General features: G+C 40.8%; 17 protein-coding genes and 1 pseudogene. 11 read left to right on the top strand and 7 right to left on the bottom strand.

Annotated elements, in window-relative coordinates; translation table 11 throughout:
• Together FTU06_RS11475 and FTU06_RS11470 are read left to right on the top strand one after the other, a co-directional pair.
• Nucleotides 1-106 (top strand): annotated as a pseudogene (locus FTU06_RS11475) (IS5/IS1182 family transposase); the annotation flags it as partial.
• A gap of 86 nt (nucleotides 107-192) precedes the next feature.
• Entirely contained in the window at nucleotides 193-1,650 is a 1,458-nt protein-coding gene (locus FTU06_RS11470) for a sensor domain-containing diguanylate cyclase (protein WP_180146755.1), read from the top strand.
• Nucleotides 1,651-1,710: 60 nt separating this feature from the next.
• Here the strand turns inward: FTU06_RS11470 and FTU06_RS11465 are convergent, their stop codons facing one another.
• Complete coding sequence (locus tag FTU06_RS11465; protein WP_078190224.1) at nucleotides 1,711-1,890, bottom strand: hypothetical protein; 180 nt, start codon at nucleotides 1,888-1,890, stop codon at nucleotides 1,711-1,713.
• Between the two features lie 441 nt (nucleotides 1,891-2,331).
• Here FTU06_RS11465 and FTU06_RS11460 point away from each other — a divergent pair, with 441 nt between their 5' ends.
• The 4 genes from FTU06_RS11460 (at nucleotide 2,332) to FTU06_RS11450 (ending at nucleotide 6,150) form a co-directional block, all read left to right on the top strand.
• Nucleotides 2,332-3,390: an OmpW family protein gene (locus FTU06_RS11460; protein ID WP_180146743.1), complete on the top strand. Its 1,059-nt coding sequence runs from the start codon at nucleotides 2,332-2,334 to the stop codon at nucleotides 3,388-3,390.
• 243 nt (nucleotides 3,391-3,633) lie between these two features.
• Nucleotides 3,634-4,845, top strand: a complete 1,212-nt coding sequence (locus FTU06_RS11455; protein WP_180146741.1) for an MFS transporter — start codon at nucleotides 3,634-3,636, stop codon at nucleotides 4,843-4,845.
• A complete protein-coding gene (locus FTU06_RS16905; protein ID WP_257220694.1) occupies nucleotides 4,838-4,972 on the top strand; it encodes a hypothetical protein in 135 nt (44 codons plus the stop codon). The genes FTU06_RS11455 and FTU06_RS16905 overlap by 8 nt, the downstream gene beginning before the upstream one ends.
• Nucleotides 4,973-5,193: 221 nt before the next feature.
• A complete protein-coding gene (locus tag FTU06_RS11450; protein WP_078190229.1) occupies nucleotides 5,194-6,150 on the top strand; it encodes a TauD/TfdA family dioxygenase in 957 nt (318 codons plus the stop codon).
• Between the two features lie 107 nt (nucleotides 6,151-6,257).
• Here the strand turns inward: FTU06_RS11450 and FTU06_RS11445 are convergent, their stop codons facing one another.
• Entirely contained in the window at nucleotides 6,258-7,169 is a 912-nt protein-coding gene (locus tag FTU06_RS11445) for a LysR substrate-binding domain-containing protein (RefSeq protein ID WP_180059925.1), read from the bottom strand.
• A gap of 102 nt (nucleotides 7,170-7,271) precedes the next feature.
• Here FTU06_RS11445 and FTU06_RS11440 point away from each other — a divergent pair, with 102 nt between their 5' ends.
• The gene (locus FTU06_RS11440; protein WP_180118366.1) at nucleotides 7,272-8,123 is read left to right on the top strand and encodes a pirin family protein; all 852 of its coding nucleotides are present in this window, start codon (nucleotides 7,272-7,274) and stop codon (nucleotides 8,121-8,123) included.
• Between the two features lie 94 nt (nucleotides 8,124-8,217).
• Here FTU06_RS11440 and FTU06_RS11435 read toward each other — a convergent pair whose 3' ends face one another.
• Entirely contained in the window at nucleotides 8,218-9,201 is a 984-nt protein-coding gene (locus tag FTU06_RS11435) for an alpha/beta hydrolase (RefSeq protein WP_257224872.1), read from the bottom strand.
• Between the two features lie 335 nt (nucleotides 9,202-9,536).
• Here FTU06_RS11435 and chrA point away from each other — a divergent pair, with 335 nt between their 5' ends.
• Complete coding sequence (chrA, locus tag FTU06_RS11430; RefSeq protein WP_180146738.1) at nucleotides 9,537-10,775, top strand: chromate efflux transporter; 1,239 nt, start codon at nucleotides 9,537-9,539, stop codon at nucleotides 10,773-10,775.
• A 33-nt stretch (nucleotides 10,776-10,808) separates the two neighbouring features.
• Here chrA and FTU06_RS11425 read toward each other — a convergent pair whose 3' ends face one another.
• Both FTU06_RS11425 and sthA read right to left on the bottom strand, forming a co-directional pair.
• Nucleotides 10,809-11,921 carry an AAA family ATPase gene (locus tag FTU06_RS11425; protein WP_180146735.1) on the bottom strand — a complete coding sequence of 371 codons (1,113 nt, stop codon included), beginning with the start codon at nucleotides 11,919-11,921 and terminating at the stop codon, nucleotides 10,809-10,811.
• Between the two features lie 142 nt (nucleotides 11,922-12,063).
• Complete coding sequence (gene sthA, locus FTU06_RS11420) at nucleotides 12,064-13,479, bottom strand: Si-specific NAD(P)(+) transhydrogenase (protein WP_078190237.1); 1,416 nt, start codon at nucleotides 13,477-13,479, stop codon at nucleotides 12,064-12,066.
• A gap of 207 nt (nucleotides 13,480-13,686) precedes the next feature.
• Here sthA and lipA point away from each other — a divergent pair, with 207 nt between their 5' ends.
• The 3 genes from lipA to FTU06_RS11405 all read left to right on the top strand — a co-directional run bounded on the left by lipA (nucleotide 13,687) and on the right by FTU06_RS11405 (nucleotide 18,170).
• The gene (gene lipA / locus FTU06_RS11415) at nucleotides 13,687-14,700 is read left to right on the top strand and encodes a lipoyl synthase (protein WP_180004941.1); all 1,014 of its coding nucleotides are present in this window, start codon (nucleotides 13,687-13,689) and stop codon (nucleotides 14,698-14,700) included.
• 410 nt (nucleotides 14,701-15,110) lie between these two features.
• A complete protein-coding gene (locus FTU06_RS11410) occupies nucleotides 15,111-17,624 on the top strand; it encodes an acyl-CoA dehydrogenase (RefSeq protein ID WP_180146733.1) in 2,514 nt (837 codons plus the stop codon).
• Between the two features lie 159 nt (nucleotides 17,625-17,783).
• Nucleotides 17,784-18,170 (top strand): carboxymuconolactone decarboxylase family protein, encoded by a 387-nt coding sequence (locus FTU06_RS11405; RefSeq protein WP_180010435.1) that lies wholly within the window; start codon nucleotides 17,784-17,786, stop codon nucleotides 18,168-18,170.
• 105 nt (nucleotides 18,171-18,275) lie between these two features.
• Here the strand turns inward: FTU06_RS11405 and FTU06_RS11400 are convergent, their stop codons facing one another.
• Nucleotides 18,276-18,533: a hypothetical protein gene (locus FTU06_RS11400; RefSeq protein WP_078190243.1), complete on the bottom strand. Its 258-nt coding sequence runs from the start codon at nucleotides 18,531-18,533 to the stop codon at nucleotides 18,276-18,278.
• A gap of 184 nt (nucleotides 18,534-18,717) precedes the next feature.
• Nucleotides 18,718-19,896, bottom strand: coding sequence for a S1C family serine protease (locus FTU06_RS11395; protein ID WP_180010436.1), 1,179 nt, complete (start codon nucleotides 19,894-19,896; stop codon nucleotides 18,718-18,720).
• Nucleotides 19,897-20,036 lie beyond the last annotated feature (140 nt).

Genomic DNA, 20,036 nt, shown 5'->3' with positions numbered 1-20,036 from the left:
AACCTTCAAAATTCTTGCTGAGCGATATCGCAATCGAGGCAAAAGACTAGCATTAAGATTCAATCTAATTGCTGGAATTTATAACTTGGAGCTGAGTGAAAAATGACTTATGAAAGAAATCTATTTTAATATCATTTTTTTTCATCTTATACTACATGCTGTAATTATCATGAAGAATGACGAGCACATAAAATAGACATGCTAGATTCTCCTTTTTTTGAGCTATCCCCCATTGCCATGTGGCTTGAAGATTACAGTGAAGTCAAAAAACAATTTGATCTCTGGCGTCAGCAAGGTGTGCAGGATCTCTCCACTTTTCTTCAACAAGATGAATCACGTATTCTGCAATGTGCGAGAAAAATAAAACTCTTACAGGTCAACGCAAAAACGTTGGAACTTTATCAAGCACGTGACTTTGAACATTTATGTCAAAACCTTGATTTAGTTTTTCAGGCGGAGATGTGTCAAACACATATTAGAGAATTGGTTGCATTATGGAATGGTGAAACACATTTTTCCCATTCTGCCGTGAACTATACGCTCAGTGGGCAACGTTTAGACATTCAACTCAAAGGCATCGTCCTACCAAATCATGAGCAGGATTTATCAGCTGTTTTAATTACAACTGAAGATATCACGTCTTATACCGAAGCTTGCCGTTTACAAGAACAAAGTCGTCATTTAGCAGAAGCGCGTTTCCATTATTCGCCAACCTCACTTTGGGTAGAAGATTTCAGCCGGATTAAAATAAAATTAGATCAACTTCGCGCTTTAGGTATAGAAGATTTTGTGACATTTTTGGATGTTCACCCCGATTTTGTACAAGAGTGTATTAAGGAAATACTGATCGTTGATGTTAATCAGGCCACCCTTGATTTGTTTGGCGCTCCGAACAAAGAAATATTGCTCAAAAATGTACATAAAGTATTTGCCAAAGAGATGCTTCAAACATTTAAAGAACAACTGATTGAACTTTGGAATGGTAATCTACATCATCAACGTGAAGCTATAAATTATGCACTTGATGGCAGTATTCGCCACGTCTTACTACAATTTACTGTATTTCCTGATTATCTCGACGACTGGAGCACCGTGCAGGTTGCGCTGACTGATATTACCGCACGTAAAAAGGCTGAAAATTATCTTGAATATTTAGGTAAGCACGACGTACTGACCAGACTCTATAATCGTTCATTTTATATAGCAGAACTCAAGCGTCTTGAACGCAATCAATTACGTCCTGTTTCTTGTATTTTTATTGATTTGAATGGACTAAAAGAACTCAATGACAGTATTGGGCACGATGCTGGTGACAGTATCCTCAGACGTCTGGGCAACATTTTAAACCAACTTATTCAGCATACGCCCTATTCTGCTTCGCGCATTGGCGGTGATGAATTTGTCATACTTTTACCGGGCGCTGATGATGCAGCATTGCAAAACTGCTTACAAAGTTTGAATGAGTTGTTATTGGTCGATAACCAGTTTTATTCAAATCAACCGATGAGTATATCAATTGGTTCTGCCACCAATACTTTGAATGAGCGAATGGAAGATATGCTTAAACGTGCTGATCTTGACATGTATCGTCAGAAGAAAAAGTATTATCTCAATAAAGACCGAAGAATTCAGTCTGAAATACGCAATTAACATCAATAATTTGCAATAAAAAAGCCATGGTTTTTACCATGGCTTTTTTATTTAAATCTCTTAACGCTTACCCATCGAACGACGTGTACCGCGTGGTGGCATCCAAGTACGGTCAGCATAACGCTGCGGTTTTGGACGCATATCTTCAAAGATTTCATCCGAAGCATTATCTTCAGCTTTTTTAATCGGAAAAGGCAAATTGACTAAAGCCTTTTTCTTGGGAGGGTTTTGCGTACTCATACGAATAACTCAATTGAATCTGGCGCTATTGTACAAAAAAAATGGTTTTGGTGTAAAAGGCTTTAAGAGATTAACCACGATTAACATATAACGACTCAACGATGACCTATGACTTATATCTGTAGAGGAAAACAAAGCAAAAAACTGCTTTGAATATGGTCGTTTTAAACTATTTTATTGACCCAATTCAACCAATACACTGTCACTTATGTCAATAAATATTGAATATTTACAAATAGATAGAACCATTTCTAAATTTCAAAAAAGTTAGATTTTTTTACACAAATACCTACTTAAAGCCCTCAAATAATACAAATCATCAAAAATGTTACAGGACTATTACGTTTATTCTTGTTTTCTATAACATTTTTTACGCACTAATTTTGAATAATGAGCACTTAGAAAAATTATTATCAATTTACGGACATGGAGTCCTTTCAAATGAAAAAAAGTGTATTGTGCATTGCTGCTTCTATGGCTGCCCTACCAATCATCAGTCATGCAGACTCACCATATTTTAGTTTAAAAGATGGCGATGGCTTCAAACGTTTTTCTGTCTCTGTTGGTGCTTTACATGTTATGCCACAAGGTAAAGCGCAGCCATTTCGTGTAAATACTGCCATCAATGAAGGCTATGAGGCAGAAGTTGGTGATGTTAAAACACAAACAGTAAAAGACAATATTCGAGAAGGATACAAAGTCCCTCCGCTGCTAGCAGGTGCCCTAAACCTTTTGGACACAGTTCCTGCTTCAATGAGTGGTAAAGCCACCATTTCAGGACTTGAACAATGGGACAATCCAGGGACAGGTCTTGAAGCAGACGACGTCACCACGCTTGGGATCATGACCAACTATTTCTTCACTGACAATGTATCACTAGAAATGAAAGCGGGTATTCCGCCAAAAGTTGATTTACAAGGATCAGGAAAAATTTACGCACCATTTTCAGCCATTGCGAAACCACTAGGCGGTGCACTGGGAAATCTTGAACTTGAAAATGATATTTTCATTACCGACTTAGGCGCACATGGTGCAGCAGCTTCTGCACGTGCATGGACTCCGGCTGCTGAAATCCAATATCACTTTGGTAAAACTGGCGTCAATAAATTCCGTCCCTATGTGGGTCTAGGCGTGATGTATGCCTACTTCAATGAATTGGAAATGAATCCACAAATTGAGAAAGATTTGATTGCCGCAGGTCACATGATTGCCAACATTAAAGAAGGTAATGCAGGCGCCTCTTTGGAAGGAAAACCAAGTAAGGCAAATCCAAAAGTTGATTTAGAGGCAACTGATGTATTTGCTCCAGTTGCGACGGTGGGCTTCACCTATGACTTCAACGACAAATGGTTTGCTGTAGGTTCTGTCAGCTATGCACACCTACAAAATGAAACAACCATTACCGTTACAGATGCGACACACGGCGAACTGATTAAATCTAAAGCCGATATTGAAGTAAATCCAATTCTTGCATATGCAGGTATCGGTATGCGTTTCTAATTAATAACCTAAATAAAAAAAGACGGCTACAGCCGTCTTTTTTATTAGGCTACATATGGTCTTTTATTCTGAAATATCTTTTCAATCTCATTCAGACACTTTTGAATTTCTGCTGTGTCAATTTCCTTTATTCATCCATAGTTACCTATAAAAAAAATTTATTGTTTGGTGAATTAAATTTAATCGCAACTCTGCGTTTATTCGAATACCATTGGGTTAAATTTAAAAAATGTAGACTGCTGTATGTCTGATACTCGTTTCTCAAAGCCTCTTATTTACATGCTCATTGGCAGTGCTATTATTTTGGCATTGTCTTTAGGGGTGCGTCATGCTTTTGGCCTCTATCTCGTACCGATGAGTGATGAATTTGGTTGGGGACATAACGTATTTAGCCTTGCCATTGCCATGCAAAACTTAATTTGGGGGGCTGTGCAGCCAATTACAGGGGCTTTTGCAGATAAATATGGCAGTAAGATCGTGGTCGCCGTCGGTGGTGCATTATATGCCCTCGGACTATTACTCATGGCCGTCAGCTCCACCGGTTTACTGCTTAATTTAAGCGCAGGTTTAATCCTAGGTTTAGCCCTCTCAGCCACCTCCTTTCCAGTATTACTCTCGGCCGTAGGACGTGCAGCGCATCCAGACAAACGTAGTTTAGCCATGGGTATTGCCAGTGCCGCAGGTTCTTTTGGTCAGTTCATTATGCTGCCCTCTACATTACTGCTACTGCAAAAATTGGGTTGGTCTTCGGCTTTGGTGGTCAGCGCCATTTTAATTGCGCTTATTATTCCTTTAGCTTGGATGCTAAAAGCACCAATGTATGTTGCACCAAATGCAGCGCCTACTCATGAAGCCTCTCTGACATTTAAACAAATTTTGCAATTGGCTTGGGAGCATAAACCCTTTTGGTTTCTAGCACTTGGTTTCTTTGTCTGTGGCTTCCAAGTGGTGTTTATTGGTATCCATCTGCCGGGTTATTTAATTGATCATGGCTTTAATGCCACTACAGGCACGATTTTCCTAGCGCTCGTTGGACTGTTTAATATTGTCGGCACCTACACAGCAGGTTGGCTTGGTGGCAAATATTCCAAACCAAAGCTGTTGATGGGACTGTATGGTTTACGTGGCATTGCCATTATTGCTTTTCTTTTGCTGCCTTTAAGCACATGGACAATCTATGCATTTGGCGTCATTATGGGTCTATTATGGCTTTCTACCGTACCACTCACCAACGGTATTGTGGCCAATATGTTTGGCGTTAAATATCTTAGTATGCTCAGCGGTATCGTGTTCTTTACTCACCAAGTCGGTTCATTTTTTGGTGGCTGGTTGGGTGGTGTGAACCACGACATAACCGGTAACTATAATGCCATTTGGATTTTTTCGATTGTCCTGAGTATTTTTGGGGTATTGGTTCATTTCATGGTTAATGAGGAAAGTGTCATTCATGACTAATTCAACACTGTGGTTCCGACTCAGTATTGGCATCAGTATTCTGGCCTTGTTGGCATTGTCCATCGGCTTATGGAGCCAAACGCCTGAATTATTTGAATACTTTAACCAAGCGTTTTGTGCACATTAAAGACGTATTGAAGCCTTAATTCCAATTCAAACTGCTGTTTTATCAACACTACAACAGCAGTTTTTTAGCTATTTTCTACACGATTCAATAAAAGCTGCATTTTCAGCATATTAGTATTAATCATACGTTTTTTCATAAACTTAGCTTATTTTTTAATTTTCCATCCTGCGCTTTCTTTCATAGATTAAGTCTCAATAAAGAACAATTTGAGAACTTATGAAATGACCGCATTAACTCAACTTTCACAAGCCATCCATGATGCTCCACGTTGGCATCAAGCAGAACAATTTCAAGATGGCAATGAAATTCGTATTGAAGCGCAACATGACCAAGCTTTGGGGGCTGTGGTTTATGGTTTAGATGCGCGTAAAGCGCAGTCTGGGGAAACCATCTACCGTTTAAAACAAGCGCTGGCAGAACACTTGATTTTAATTTTTAAACATCAAAGTCTAGATGATTTGCAATATCTCGCGTTTGCAAGTTACTTCGGTTCAATCTTCCGTCCCGGTGCGGATATTCCTGTGCTAGCGTCACAAGATGATACCGGTACACCACCAGACGTCGTACCTGTGTCAAATGCAGTCGGTAAAGGAGACTATACTGGACATGGTGAATTGGCTGCGCATGCAGACCATCAGTGGACTCCACTGCCATCATTTGGTTCATTACTCTATGCCATTGAACTGCCACAAGACGGTGGACAAACCTCATGGTATAACACCATTAAAGCCTATGAAGCTTTAGATGAAGCGACACAAAAACATTTAGACCAACTTCAACTCATTACCTACAACCCATTTGTCCGTGCCAAAAATAATAAAGGCACAACGGGCTATGGCGCTACACCACTTTACCGTTTCAAAGACCAACCGATTGTTGGACATGCTTATCCACATCCGCTTGTACGTACCCATCCAGAAAGTGGCCGTAAAGGGCTGTGGTTGAATGAACGTTCTGAAGTGGAATTGGTTCACTACGATGATCAGTCAGGCAGTGAATTGATTGCATCTTTACGTGAACATTTATTGAAACCTGAGTTTCGATATGAACATCAATGGGAAGAAGGTGACATTGTATTTTGGGATAACCAAGCCACTTTACACTCACGCCGCCCTTTCCCTTCAGACCAACGTCGCTTATTAAAGCGAATTAGCCTAGCAGGAGGACGACCATACTAATGTTGAACTTCATGCCAACAATAAAAAATAAATAACCCTGTAAAATCCGTGTTTGAGCAATAACTCCAAATAATTAAAATTTTAAAACAATAAGAACACTGCTCAAATTACGGATGATCTATATCTAAGGCCTTAAAACCTGAAATCAAATGATCTAACATCGCACGCACACCCGGCAGCATGCCTTGTCGTGTCGCGTAGGCAACATGGATGACCCCTTGCGGCAATTGCCATTCAGGAAACAGTTCAATTAACTCACCACTTTTTAAAGCATCACGTACAAACACTTTGGGCAAAGAAGCGATTCCCACGCCAGAAATAGCAGCAGAAATCATCGCACTAAAACTGTCGGTTCTTAAGCGTGGATGAAATTCAATTTGTTGGGTTTCACTTTTTTCACGATGTCGGAAATCCCAAAAATGTTTAGGCCGGTCAAATCCAATACACGGAAAATTTTGAATCTCAGCCAATTGCTGTGGCATTTCACGCTCAAAGAAAAGTTGTGGCGATGCCACCAAAACATGATCCCAAGCATCTAAATCTCGAACGATCAAATCACTATCCATTAAAGGCATATTGCGCACACGAATGGCTAAATCTACACCTTCCTCAATTACATCAACCCGATGATTGGTCGCCATCAGATGCACACTGATGTCTGGATATTGCTGCATAAAATCGGTGACCATTTTTGCAACAGGCATTTCCACCAAAGCCACAGGACAAGAGATTTTAATTTGGCCACAGAGTTGATCGTTCAACGTACTGAGCACAAAGTTTTCCGTTTCGCTGACTTCCTCTAAAATTTTTAAGCAGTGTAAATAGAACTGTTGTCCTATTTCAGTCACAGTAAATTTTCGCGTATTACGCTGAATCAGACGTACACCCAAACGGGTCTCTAACTCTGTAATACGGCGTGATAGCTTAGATTTTGTAATACCCAATGCTTCACTGGCTTTGGTATAACCTTGGTATTTTACCACTTGCACGAAGTAGTAATAGTCATTTAAATTTTGCATCATTATTTCATTTTTAGAATAATCTGTTGAGTTTTTCGCCCTGTCATTCCCTCACTATACCTCAATAATAGATCTCAGAAGCAATATATTGAGGGCTGAATTATGAATTCAATCAAACGTGTTTATCATAGTGATCGTAGGACTTGGGTGGGCGATGGCTTCCCAACAAACTCTATGCTCCCTATGCAAGAAATGGGCAATCAAACCAGTCCATTCCTCGTTATGGGCTATACCGGCCAATATCATTTCTCTCCAAGTCATCATCAACGTGGTGTTGGGTCACATCCACACCGTGGCTTTGAAACAGTGACCATTGTTTATGAAGGTGAATTGGAGCATTTTGACTCTAAAGGAAATCACGGCAGTATTGCCAAAGACGAAGTGCAATGGATGACTGCGGGTCGAGGCATTATGCATGAAGAACATCATTCTAAAGATTTTGCCAAAACAGGCGGAAATTTAGACATGGTACAACTTTGGGTCAATTTACCTCGTCATGCGAAAATGACTGAACCTCGCTATCAAGAACTGACTACAACTAATATTGCTGAAGTTAAACTTGCACAAAATGCTGGCGTGGTACGCGTCATTGCTGGCCAATTTGAAGACACATTGGGCGCAGCTGAAACTTTTAGCCCGATGAATGTGTTGGATGTGCGCTTGAATGCAAATGCTGAACAGGAATTTTCATTCAACCCACAGTGGAATAACATGATTTTTGTATTAAGTGGGGCGATCGAAATTGAAGGTCAACGCTTTGATGCGAAACAGACTTTATATGTCAGTGACCAAGTATCGTCCTTGAAACTTAAATCTTTTGAAGCAACCAAACTGCTTATTTTAAGTGGCGAAGCTTTAAATGAACCGATTGCGGCACATGGACCATTCGTCATGAATACTGAAGATGAAATACGTCAGGCATTTTATGATTTTCAACATGGTCATTTTGCTTAAATATTTCCACGATAAAGTCCCAATAAAAAAACCGCCTTCTGGCGGTTTTTTTATATCTATGTTGGTATGAATTACGCATCACGCTTTCAACAGATTATTGCGTGACTTTTTGATAAAACGCATCTATTGCATTGACCATTTGCTCAAGTCCCGGCTGTTCCAAAGGATAATGTCCTGCATTTTTCAACAGCACGACATCGACTGGAACTTGGTGAATCCGTGCTAAAAATGGCTGACTTAAAGCCAAAGGCGTCCAGCGGTCTTGTTCAGGCTGCGTCAGTAAAATTGGGCAGACATTAAACTGCTCCGGTGGCGTGTCATTTTTATAATATAAATACGAATCTAGAAATTTAACCGATACACTATTCCCAGCTGACGTTTTATCTTTTAAAAAGACCTGCAATGCTGCGTCATTATTCACCAAGCGATGCATTTTACTTACCCACCGCATCGGCATTGGCAATGCTGAAAATGGTGTATGTGCTGTCACATGAGCCAGTGGGCTGCCCACGCGGCTCATAAATTTATTCAAAGAGACTTGATCACGCACAGTTTTATTTGAAGTGTCTAGAAAGGTCATACCGACGATACCTTTCACCTTTTTATTTTTTGCCGCCACGTGATAGGTCAACATACCACCAGCACTGAGCCCATACAAAACGATAGGACGATGATCTTTTTGTAGCTCGGCTTCAATGAGGTCATTACCTGCTTGAACCCAATCATCATAACGAATTTTTGAGCCCTTTTTGACTTGGGTGAGGCCATAACCGGGCATATCTATAGCGATCGTTTCATAGCCACGTTGTGCCAAAGGATGACCCAAAATCATCGACATTTGTCGACCATTTGTTCCCACACCATGAAACAGAATCACCTTCACTTTTGCCTGTGGATTCCGATAAGTATCTAAGTGAACAGTATGACCCTGCCAACTCCACCACTCTTCTTTGGGTCGCTGCGTTTCTGTTAAATGGTATTCTTTGGGTAGATAGTGCTGAATGCCCTGCCAACTGTTTTGATCTGTATAACTTGCTAATGCTTGTGTAGCCGGTAGCTGATCATCTGCAAATGCCATGATTGAAAGTAACGATGCAATGCCACTCATCAACCACTTCAATAAAGCGCTCAAAATTTCTGATAAGGTGTCTGATTTTGGAGAAGTCATTTTTAGACAATTTTTTATGTGTATGTGCTGATGCTAATCAGCGGCGGAAACCGACGCCATGTGCATGTGGGACAGCACTATGTCACTTCGTCCAATTATCTTTTTCCCTGCTAAGCACTTCAAAATATTTTTGAAGCAGGATTTACATACTCCTGCAATAATCAGCCTTTAAGATCTTTTAACTTTCATAATTTTATCCTTTAGAAATTCATAACCTTACTTTTGATTTTAAATATTGGTAACGCATGAGCCAGTCCAAACCACAACGAAACCTTGTCATCTTTCTCACCTTTTTAAGATTAGGGTGTATTGCATTCGGTGGACCTGCGGCACATTTGGTGTTGTTTTTTCAATATTTTGTGAAACAAGAAAAATGGATAACAGAGCATGAATATGCGCATTTGCTTGCCTTGGCTCAAGTCCTTCCAGGCCCAACAAGTAGCCAGCTCGGCATGGCGATTGGATTTCAACTCAACCGCTATCAAGGTGCTTGTTTTGCATGGTTAGGCTTTACTTTACCTTCAGCCCTGCTGATGTGTGCTGCGGCCACTTTAAGTATAAAACTCAGCAATCAACTCTCAACACAGTTCTTTCATGTTATTCAGTTGATTGTCCTTGCTGTGGTTGCATGGGCGTTTTGGCAAATGATGCGAAGCTTTTGTAAAACAAAACTGCAGTATTTGATCATGCTATTGGCTGCATTTTTTATCTATTTCTTTCAGTTTTCTCTGAATCAAGTTTTAGTGATTTTAGCTGCTGCAGTTATCGGTTTAGTTTTATCGTCAAATAACTTGCACATCAAAAAGCCAAATATCGCAGAACCAGTTCCACCTATACATAACAATTTAAGCCTGAATACAGGTGGCAATACACATACTTCATGGCTATGGCTTCTCGCCTTTATCTGCCCCTTTTTCGTTCTGCCATTCTTCGATATACAACATAGCAATGTACTGGCATTCAGCTTAGAAAGCTTTTACCGCACAGCATCCATCGTCTTTGGTGGTGGACATATTATTTTGCCATTTTTACATCAGGACTTTGTCTCTACAGGTCTGATCAGTAATGAAAATTTTGACTTAGGCTATGCACTTGCACAACTCATGCCAGGGCCTTTGTTTAGTTTCGCCGCCTATCTCGGCACACTTTTACCCATGACTGATGTGCTACTCTTAAATGCTGTACTCGCGACTGTGGCGATATTTTTACCATCATTTTTATTATTGTTTGGCTTATTACCGTTTTGGAATAAGTTGATGAAATACCCGATGCTTTTTGGCACCTTAAAAATAATCAATGCAGCTGTCGTCGGTTTATTACTGTGTCTACTATTTCAAATGAGCCAAAAATACATCATTCAATGGACGGACTTTATATTTGTTGCCGTCGTTATTGCTTTACTTCGCAGCAAGCTGCCAGTCTGGTTTAGCTTAATAAGCAGTTTTATCGGCTATTATGCTTTTTTAACTTTTCTGCCTTTTTAAACTTAAGCAAAAAACTTTAGCTAAAGGAATAATCTAATCCTCATCGATTAAGCTTGCGCCCTTGACCACGGTCTTCCCCTCGACTTGATCTAGTTGATAATGCTGCACATCACTATACTGTTTGATCATTTCAACCAGTTCATTGGAATGTGTGGTCAACCAAAGCTGCGTATAGCGACTTGCTTCGGCAATCAGCATCGCCAAGGCAGGTAATAAATCGGGATGCAAGCTATTTTCTGGCTCATTCAGTGCCATAAAATTTGGGGGCCTAGGACTCAACAAAGCCACGGCTAAACACAGAAACCGTAAAGTCCCGTCTGAAAATTCTGCACTTTCTAAAGGTCTTAAGATCCCTTGCTTTTGCATCATCATTTGAAAGCGCCCTCCCATTTCCTGCACATAAAATTGGGTCTGCGGAAAGGCTTTTTCTAGTACTTCAAACAAGGTTTCACTGTTGCCCCGCTCACGCAAGGTTTCAAAAGCTGCGGCTAAATTTGTACCATCATGCGCTAAAACTGGCGAACGAATGCCCACCTGTGGGACACGGATCGGTGAATTTCCACTGACTGAAAACTCATGATAAAAGCGCCAGTTTTTCATGGTCTCACGCACTTGTGAAACTTCGGGGTATAAATGTGGATCGGACAATTGTCCAAACACCGACTCTTCAGGTGTTAAAGACATCGGATAAGCAATCCGTTCTTCATCAACATTTTTAAGAAATGCCGCTTGGTTGGTTCTCTCTAACAACTCGCTCATTTTTCGACGTTGATAACCGCTTAACCAAATTCCTTCTACTTTGACCAAAGGATCGAGTGCAAACAAGGTGATGAGCGGTTCAGGAAAACCTATTTCAAGTTGATATTCATAATGCTCCATCTCCACTGCAAGCTTCATGCGCTTAGGGTCTTTCGATCGATCACCCGCACGCTGACCACCTGCCCACATGATTTTTTGAATCCCGCCCTCATTTGCAATAGCTTGGGATAATTGGCCATTTGCAGCTTCATGCAGGAGACGTACAGCTTTATATAGATTGGATTTACCACAACCATTCGGACCACTGACAATATTCAGACGCGACAAGGTCAGACTCATATGATGAATAGATCGAAAACCTTGAATAGTCACTGAACGGATCGTCATGGGTTACCTAAAATGAGTTGAAAATGCTGATGATTATGAGTTGATTGACTGTATATTTTGTATGCACTTTATTCTACCCATAAAAAACCCGCAAGCCGAAACTTACGGGTCTTTCATTGCACATTCTAAGTTCACTTTAACCTTAGAATAAGCGGTTCATACCGTTCAATGTTGCAACACGGTACGCTTCCGCCATTGTCGGATAGTTAAATGTGGTTTCTACGAAATATTTAATCGTATTGTTCGGGCTGTTCATCACAGCCTGACCAATGTGAATAATTTCCGCAGCATTATTACCGAAGCAATGAACACCTAAAATTTCTAAAGTATCACGATGGAACAAGATTTTAAGCTCGCCCACGGTGTCACCTGTAATTTGCGCACGTGCCAAATGACGGAAAGATGCCTGACCCACTTCATACGGAATTTTTTCTTCCGTTAACTGTTGTTCAGTTTTACCAATCGAAGAAATTTCAGGAATTGTATAAATACCTGTAGGAATATCCGTTACAGGTGCAATTCCTTCTTCACCGCTCATGTTAGAACCAGCACAGCGACCTTGGTCATATGCAGCAGATGCAAGTGAAGGCCAACCGATTACATCACCCGCAGCAAAGATATTCTCTACTTCAGTTTGATATTGATCATTCACAGTTAATTGACCACGGCTGTTTGGTTTGATACCTACATTTTCTAGGCCTAAACCATCGGTATTACCAGAACGGCCGTTACACCACAAAATCGCATCCGCTTTAATTTTCTTACCACTTTGCAAGTGAAGAACCACGTGATCATCATGTGTTTCAAGATGATCAATCTGCTCGTTGTGGCGAATCAGTACACCCTGCTCACGTAAACGATATGACAATGCATCTGAAATTTCATCGTCTAAATAGCTGAGTAATTTGTGCTGTGTATTGATCAAATCGACTTTGTGGTCTAGACCAATAAAGATAGACGCGTATTCACAACCAATCACACCTGCACCATAAATGATGATTTTTTGGATTGAATAATCCAGATCTAAAATTTTATCTGAATCAAATACGCGAGGATGATTAAAGTCTAAAGCAGCTGGACGGTAAGGACGTGAACCTGTAGCAATCACTAATTGCTGGAATACTAAAGTTTCCGTCATACCTTCATTGCTAAAAATCAAAACAGTGTTTTGATCTTGGATATACGCACGGCCGTGGAAAATATCAATTTTATTACGGTCATAAAAACGTGAATGAGTTTCAACTTGTTGTTGAATCACTTTATGCGCATTACGTAACACCTGTTTCATCGTGAACTGTTTCCATTCACCGACTTTTTGGAACATAGGGTCACGTTGGTAACGTAAAATGCTTGAAACGGTCTGACGCAATGCTTTACTTGGAATTGTTCCTACATGGGTACAGTTACCACCAAGCTGTTCACGCATATCTACAATTGCAACTCGCTTACCTGATTTAGCAAGTTTCATTGCAGCGCCTTCACCCGCAGGGCCAGAACCCAGAACTACCGCATCGTATTTCACGAAAGTTCCACTAACGACCTCTTTCTTACGTGGCATTCAACGCTCCTTTACAAATATTCTTTAATCTAGGCTGTATTATGACGTATATCCTAACTTTTTTGGATATTTAGCTCACATATATTATGTGATAACCACATTTATTATATGAATATCGTTTTCCCCCTATTTAAGCTCAAGTCCGCTATAATGATCGAGCTAATTTTTTTGAATATCTCCTCGTCAAAAACAGTGGAAAAGTTGAATATGTCTGAGAACCGTAAACCTGTACAGGGTGTAAAACTTCGTGGCGCAGAAAAAGTCGCTCGCATACCTGTGAAGGTTGTGCCAACGGTTGAAACGCCTCGTAAGCCTGACTGGATTCGGGTCAAAATGGCTGCCCCTGATGAAGTTCAACGTATTAAAACAACTTTGCGCGCACAAAAATTACATACCGTGTGTGAAGAAGCGGCTTGCCCGAACTTACCTGAATGTTTCGGTGGCGGTACTGCAACCTTTATGATTATGGGCGATATCTGTACTCGTCGTTGCCCATTCTGCGACGTTGCACATGGTCGTCCCAATGCTCTTGACCCAGATGAACCACGTCACATGGCAGAAACCATTGCCAATCTTGGTTTGAAATATGCCGTAATTACGTCGGTCGACCGTGATGACCTAGTTGATGGCGGCGCACAGCACTTTGTTGACTGTATTAAAGAAGCTCGTGACTTGAGTCCAAAAACACTTTTGGAAATTCTAGTTCCTGACTTCCGTGGTCGTATGGATGTTGCCCTTCGTATTATGACGGAGTGTCCACCTGATGTGTTTAACCACAACATTGAAACCGTGCCACGTTTGTATAAAGCAATGCGTCCGGGCTCTGACTACCAACACTCTCTAAACTTATTAAAAATGTTTAAAGAATACTGCCCAGATGTTCCAACCAAATGTGGTTTGATGGTCGGTATTGGTGAAACTGAAGAAGAAGTGATCGCGTTATTAGACGACTTAAAAGCACACGATGTTGACTATGTCACCATTGGTCAGTACTTACAGCCCTCTAAAGAACATGCACCGATCGATCGTTTCGTTACACCTGAAGAGTTTGATCGTTACACAGCACATGGTCAAAAGCTTGGTTTCAAAAACATTTGGGCTGCACCAATGGTCCGTTCAAGCTACTTTGCTGACCGTCAATACTATGGTGAGCCAGTACCTGCGGTACGTCGTAAAACTGATCCTGCAAAGAAAATTGCAGTTCAAACGATTGAAGCTTAATCACGCAAAGATTTAAAACATCGCAAATTAAAAGCCCTCATTGATTGAGGGCTTTTTTGTGACTTTCACACTCAGCCCAATTCGTTTACCAATATAAGATCTTTCGAAAATAGTGCGTTCCTTAAACGTTATCCAATATATCGAATCATCCAAGTTTACGTAATGTGACATTTTTTTGCCCGATAGGGATTGTGTTGTGATTATTTATTAATCAATCTATTGATAACACTTTATTTGCGCTTTCATGATATTCGCGCAATTGTCCAATCATACTCACCAGCCGAGTGATGCCATTTTGACAGTCTCATGCACTTTAAAATCAGAAAGACAAAAGATGAGATCATTTTTAAACGCATGTAGGCTGTTTTAAACGCATAACGCTCTGGCCCTTGTCACTGGAGCCATAACAAATGCTATTTATACTCAGTGCCGTACTCTTTATTTTTGCTTTTTGGGCCGTTTTTTTCTTTGAACTTTCACGAGCTGTAGGCGCAATAACACTGATATTTGTTTCAATTGCACTCGCCTTTTTAACCCCATGGTCATTAATACTTGGCATCCCGCTTATTGCTTTAAGTTTAGTTATGTTGATTGACCCACTGCGGCTCAATCTGCTCACCAAACCTGCCTATAAAACCTTAGCAAATGCGATGCCGAGTATGAGTATTACGGAACGTGAAGCGTTAGATGCAGGAACAAGTTGGTGGGAAAAAGAGCTATTTATGGGCGCGCCTGATTGGAAAAAATTTGAGGCTTATCCCTACCCTCAGCTCAGTGCTGAAGAACAATCCTTCATTGATAATGAAGTCGAACAACTTTGTGCCATGCTCAACGAGTGGGATATTCACCATAAACATAAAGACCTCCCACCAGAAGCTTGGCAATTCATTAAGGATAATGGTTTCTTAGGATTGGTGATTCCAAAATCTTACGGGGGCCGTGAATTTAGCTCATTTGCACAAAGCCGTGTCATGAGCAAGATTGCATCCCGATCACTGACTGCTGCAGTCAGTTGTATGGTGCCCAACTCGCTTGGACCGGGCGAATTACTTCTACACTATGGTACCGAAGCACAAAAAGACCGATACCTCCCTGGCCTTGCAAAAGGTGAAGAAATTCCATGTTTTGGACTTACCAGTCCTGAAGCCGGTTCGGATGCAGGCGCTATTCCAGATACAGGTGTCGTCTGTTATGGCACCTTTGAGGGACAACAAGTGCTCGGCTTAAATATGAACTTCTCCAAACGCTGGATTACTCTTGCACCAATTGCCACCGTCATTGGTCTTGCATTTAAGTTATACGATCCAGATGGCTTATTGGGAGATAAAAATAAAACGGAATATGGTATCACCTGCGCGCTGCTACCGGCGAGTCATGACGGTGTCATTACAGGCCCTCGTCATAATCCAGGCTCACCATTTATGAATGGGACAGTTGAAGGTAAAGATGTCTTTATTCCCTTAGACTGGATCATTGGTGGGATTGAAAATGCAGGCAAAGGCTGGCGTATGCTGATGGAATGCTTAGCGGTTGGTCGTGGTATTTCACTCCCTGCATTGTCAACGGCAGCCGGTGAAATGGCATATCTAAATGTCGGTGCATTTGCCAAAGTTCGTCAGCAGTTTAAAATTTCCGTGGGTAATTTTGAAGGTGTACAAGAAGCTTCGAGTGATATCGCATCAGATGCTTATATGCTTGAAGCATTCCGCTATTTGGTGACTTGTGGTTTAAACCAAGGCGGCAAACCTGCTGTAATGACTGCAATGGCCAAATACTATGCCACTGAAACCATGCGGAAAGTGGTGAATCATGGCATGGACATCGTCGGTGGACGTGCCGTGCAAATGGGACCTCGTAATTTTTTAGCTTTGAATTATCAAGCCATTCCTGTGTCAATTACCGTCGAAGGCGCCAATATTCTAAGTCGCTCTCTAATGATTTTTGGACAAGGCTCAATGCGGTGCCATCCATATTTATTTGAAGAGCTACAATTAATTCAAGCCAAAGATAAGGACACTGCACTCAATACATTCAACGAAATGCTCTTTAAGCACTTGGGCTATACTTTTAACCGAACTGCACGTGCCTTTGCTTATGCGTTCACTGGTGGCCCATCAGACTCACCTGCTTCAGCAGATGAATTTAGTCGCCCCTACTATAAAAAAATTAACCGCTTTAGTGCCGATTTCGCGCTGACTGCAGATATGTGTCTTGGCCTATTAGCCGGCGATATTAAACGTAAAGAAATGCTCTCTGGACGACTTGCAGACATTCACTCTTATTTATTTATCGCGACAGCTATTCTTAAATATTATGAACAAGGTCAAAGAAGTGAAGCTGAACAATTACATGCGCAACTTGCATTAGATAAAGCTTTGTACAATGTTGAAGAAGCTTTCCATGGCTTATTTGATAACTTCCCAATGCGACTAGCAGCAAGCGTAGTAAAAATCATCTGCTTTCCGTTTGGACGAGTTGTTGCTAAACCGACAGACCGTTTAAAACGTGAAGTTGCCACTCAAATGATGCTAGACAATACTTTCCGCCAAGAACTGAAAAAGCACGTGTATTACAGCACTGCAGCAGATGAAGTTTCTGGTCGTATGGAAAATGCCTTTTTACAATTGTTGAAAATTGAACCGCTGTGGAACCAATTTAAAAAAGCTGAATCTAAAGGCCAATTCAAAGGTTTAACTTTTGAAGCACATATAGAAGATGCGATTGCACAAAAAGTCATTACAGCCTCTGAAGCTGAACAGCTCAGCACTTACAACATTCAACGCTATGACAGCATGCTCACAGATGTATTTGACATGCAGCTCATCCACGAACTTGAGTTATCCAATCCACATTTAACCGTTACACCAGGAATGAAAAAGCAACAACACACCGATGATGAACCAGAAGCATTTCTGCGTTATTAATCAGCTTCTGCATCGCTTTTAAACTTAATTTTACTCAAAATAAAAGCCATTCCACTGTTAAACAATGGGATGGCTTTTTTATACGACCATCAGCCAATGGTATCGCAGAGTCAAAGGTATAGGCTGTACTGCAAAATTACATCACAGAGGGTTTGCTGCATGTCAAAACAAGATTATGAAAATGGCTTAAAAGTTCGTACTGAAGTTATGGGTGAGAGTTTCGTCAAACGTGCGCAAGACAATACCGTGCCATTTACTCAACCTTTGCAAGATTGGATTAATGAGCATGCATGGGGTTCAACTTGGCAGCGTGAAGGCGTTTTACCCCGTAAATATCGCTCACTGATTACCATTGCATTTTTAACTGCACAAAAAAGTCCAACAGAACTCAAGGGTCATGTCCGAGGTGCTTTAAATAATGGGGCGACTGTAGAAGAAATTCAGGAAGTGTTACTTCATAGTTTGCCATATTGTGGCGCACCGGCGACTCAAGAAGCCTTTCGTGCGGCACTTGAAGTCATTAATGACTATCAAAAATCTGAATAAGTTACTGCGTTATAAAACGGCTTTAGAAAACTACGCTTATCGTGGTTTTCTAAAGGTTTTCATCTTGTTTTTTAACTTAGGACCTTAAATGTCGTGAATCCCGAATCAAATCCAGTAGACATTAAAATTATAAAAAAATTCATTCACTTCAAATCGAACTTGATATCCCAATTCTGTAAGCTCAGCAGATAGACTTCGAATCTCTTCTAAAGCTAAGTGCTTGGGTAAAACCGTAAATACGGCGGTATTCCCCTGTTTGGCATTTTCTTCAATCAGCAAAGCCAAACGTGCCTTATATAAGGCGATATCTAAATTGGCTTGACTGGATAAAACTTTGGCATGTTCTGCGGGTAAAAAGCTCATATTCTTATACGCTTATCTGATTATTATTGCTTATAAATTAAGCCAAATTCAGCAAAGCGTGCAATGCATTTTTGTAATTGATATTTCAATTACAAAGCACATTGTTTGGCCCAAACGATGCACGTCAAAGCGTTGTGCAAAAAAGAATTCAAAAAAAATCCCTCATGAAGAGGGATTTTCTATACTAACGTGGTAATGGAATATATTGCGAGTCACTGTTTTGAGTTTGCGGTTTACGCTCTCCTACTTGTACCGGCAATGTCATCGCCTTACCATCTCGCTCAATCTCAATTTGCATAGTGCTCAATGGCGCTTGCTGTGCAACGTAGTTGATTAAATGCGAAGTCGAGGTAATTAGCTCATTATTCACTTTCATGATTTTATCACCACGTTTTAAACCTGCTTGTGCTGCAGGTCCATTGCGAATGACATCTGCGACAATCACGCCATTCACCCGTGGATCTAAAATATTTTCTTGTTTAATTGGAAGTAAACTAATACCTAACCAACCACGTACCACTCGCCCATCTTTTAAAATAGCGTTCAGCACTTGTTGGCACACTTTTGCAGGAATGGCAAAACCAATCCCCAAAGAGCCACCTGACTGCGAGAAGATCGCGGTATTTACACCAATTAAGTTCCCTGCAACATCAATTAAAGCACCACCAGAGTTGCCGGGGTTGATCGCCGCATCTGTTTGAATAAAGTCTTCGTAAGTGTTGATTCCCAAATCTGAACGACCTGTAGCTGAGATAATCCCTTGCGTAACCGTCTGACCCACGCCAAAAGGGTTACCAATCGCGAGGACGACATCACCGACTTCATTGCCACTTAGCTTAAATGGCAAAACCGGTAATTGACTCATTTCAATCTTAATCACAGCTAGGTCTGTATCTGGGTCTGTACCCACAACTTTCGCTTCAGCACGACGACCATCATGTAAAGCCACAACGATCTGATCGGCCTGTGCGATCACGTGGTTATTCGTCAAAATATAGCCATCTGGCCGAACAATCACACCTGAACCTAAACTATTTTCGTTTTGATTGGTTTGATCTGGAAGTTGATTACCAAAAAACTCACGGTAAACCGGATCATTTAATAAAGGATGATCCAATTGTTTCACTTTTTGCGTAGTGAAAATATTGACAACCGCTGGAGCAGCAACTTTTACCGCAGCACTATACGAAACTACACCGCCTGTACGCGACGTATCAATGAGGGGCTCAACCTTTTCTGCAGGCATTTTAACCCCATCTGGGGCAATGGGTGCTTTAGGTTTTTGAACCTGTTGCCATGTAAAGAAACCGATGATCACAAGTATTAATAATACCCAAGGTAACCATGTAAAGGTCCGACGCACGTCTATATCCTCTAAATTTTATAATTCATTGATGGCTAAATAATTTATATCGTATTGTAATGTAATCTTTTCAACAAAATTAAAAATAAATACAGAGATTTGTGATTCTTTAGTTACAATTTAAACAATCGTAAATTTTG

The sequence above is a fragment of the Acinetobacter sp. YH12052 genome (assembly GCF_013419835.1).
GTDB classification, from domain to species: domain Bacteria; phylum Pseudomonadota; class Gammaproteobacteria; order Pseudomonadales; family Moraxellaceae; genus Acinetobacter; species Acinetobacter amyesii.
Note: the sequence above shows the minus strand (reverse complement) of the source record. Positions and strands in the feature narration are given on the sequence as shown.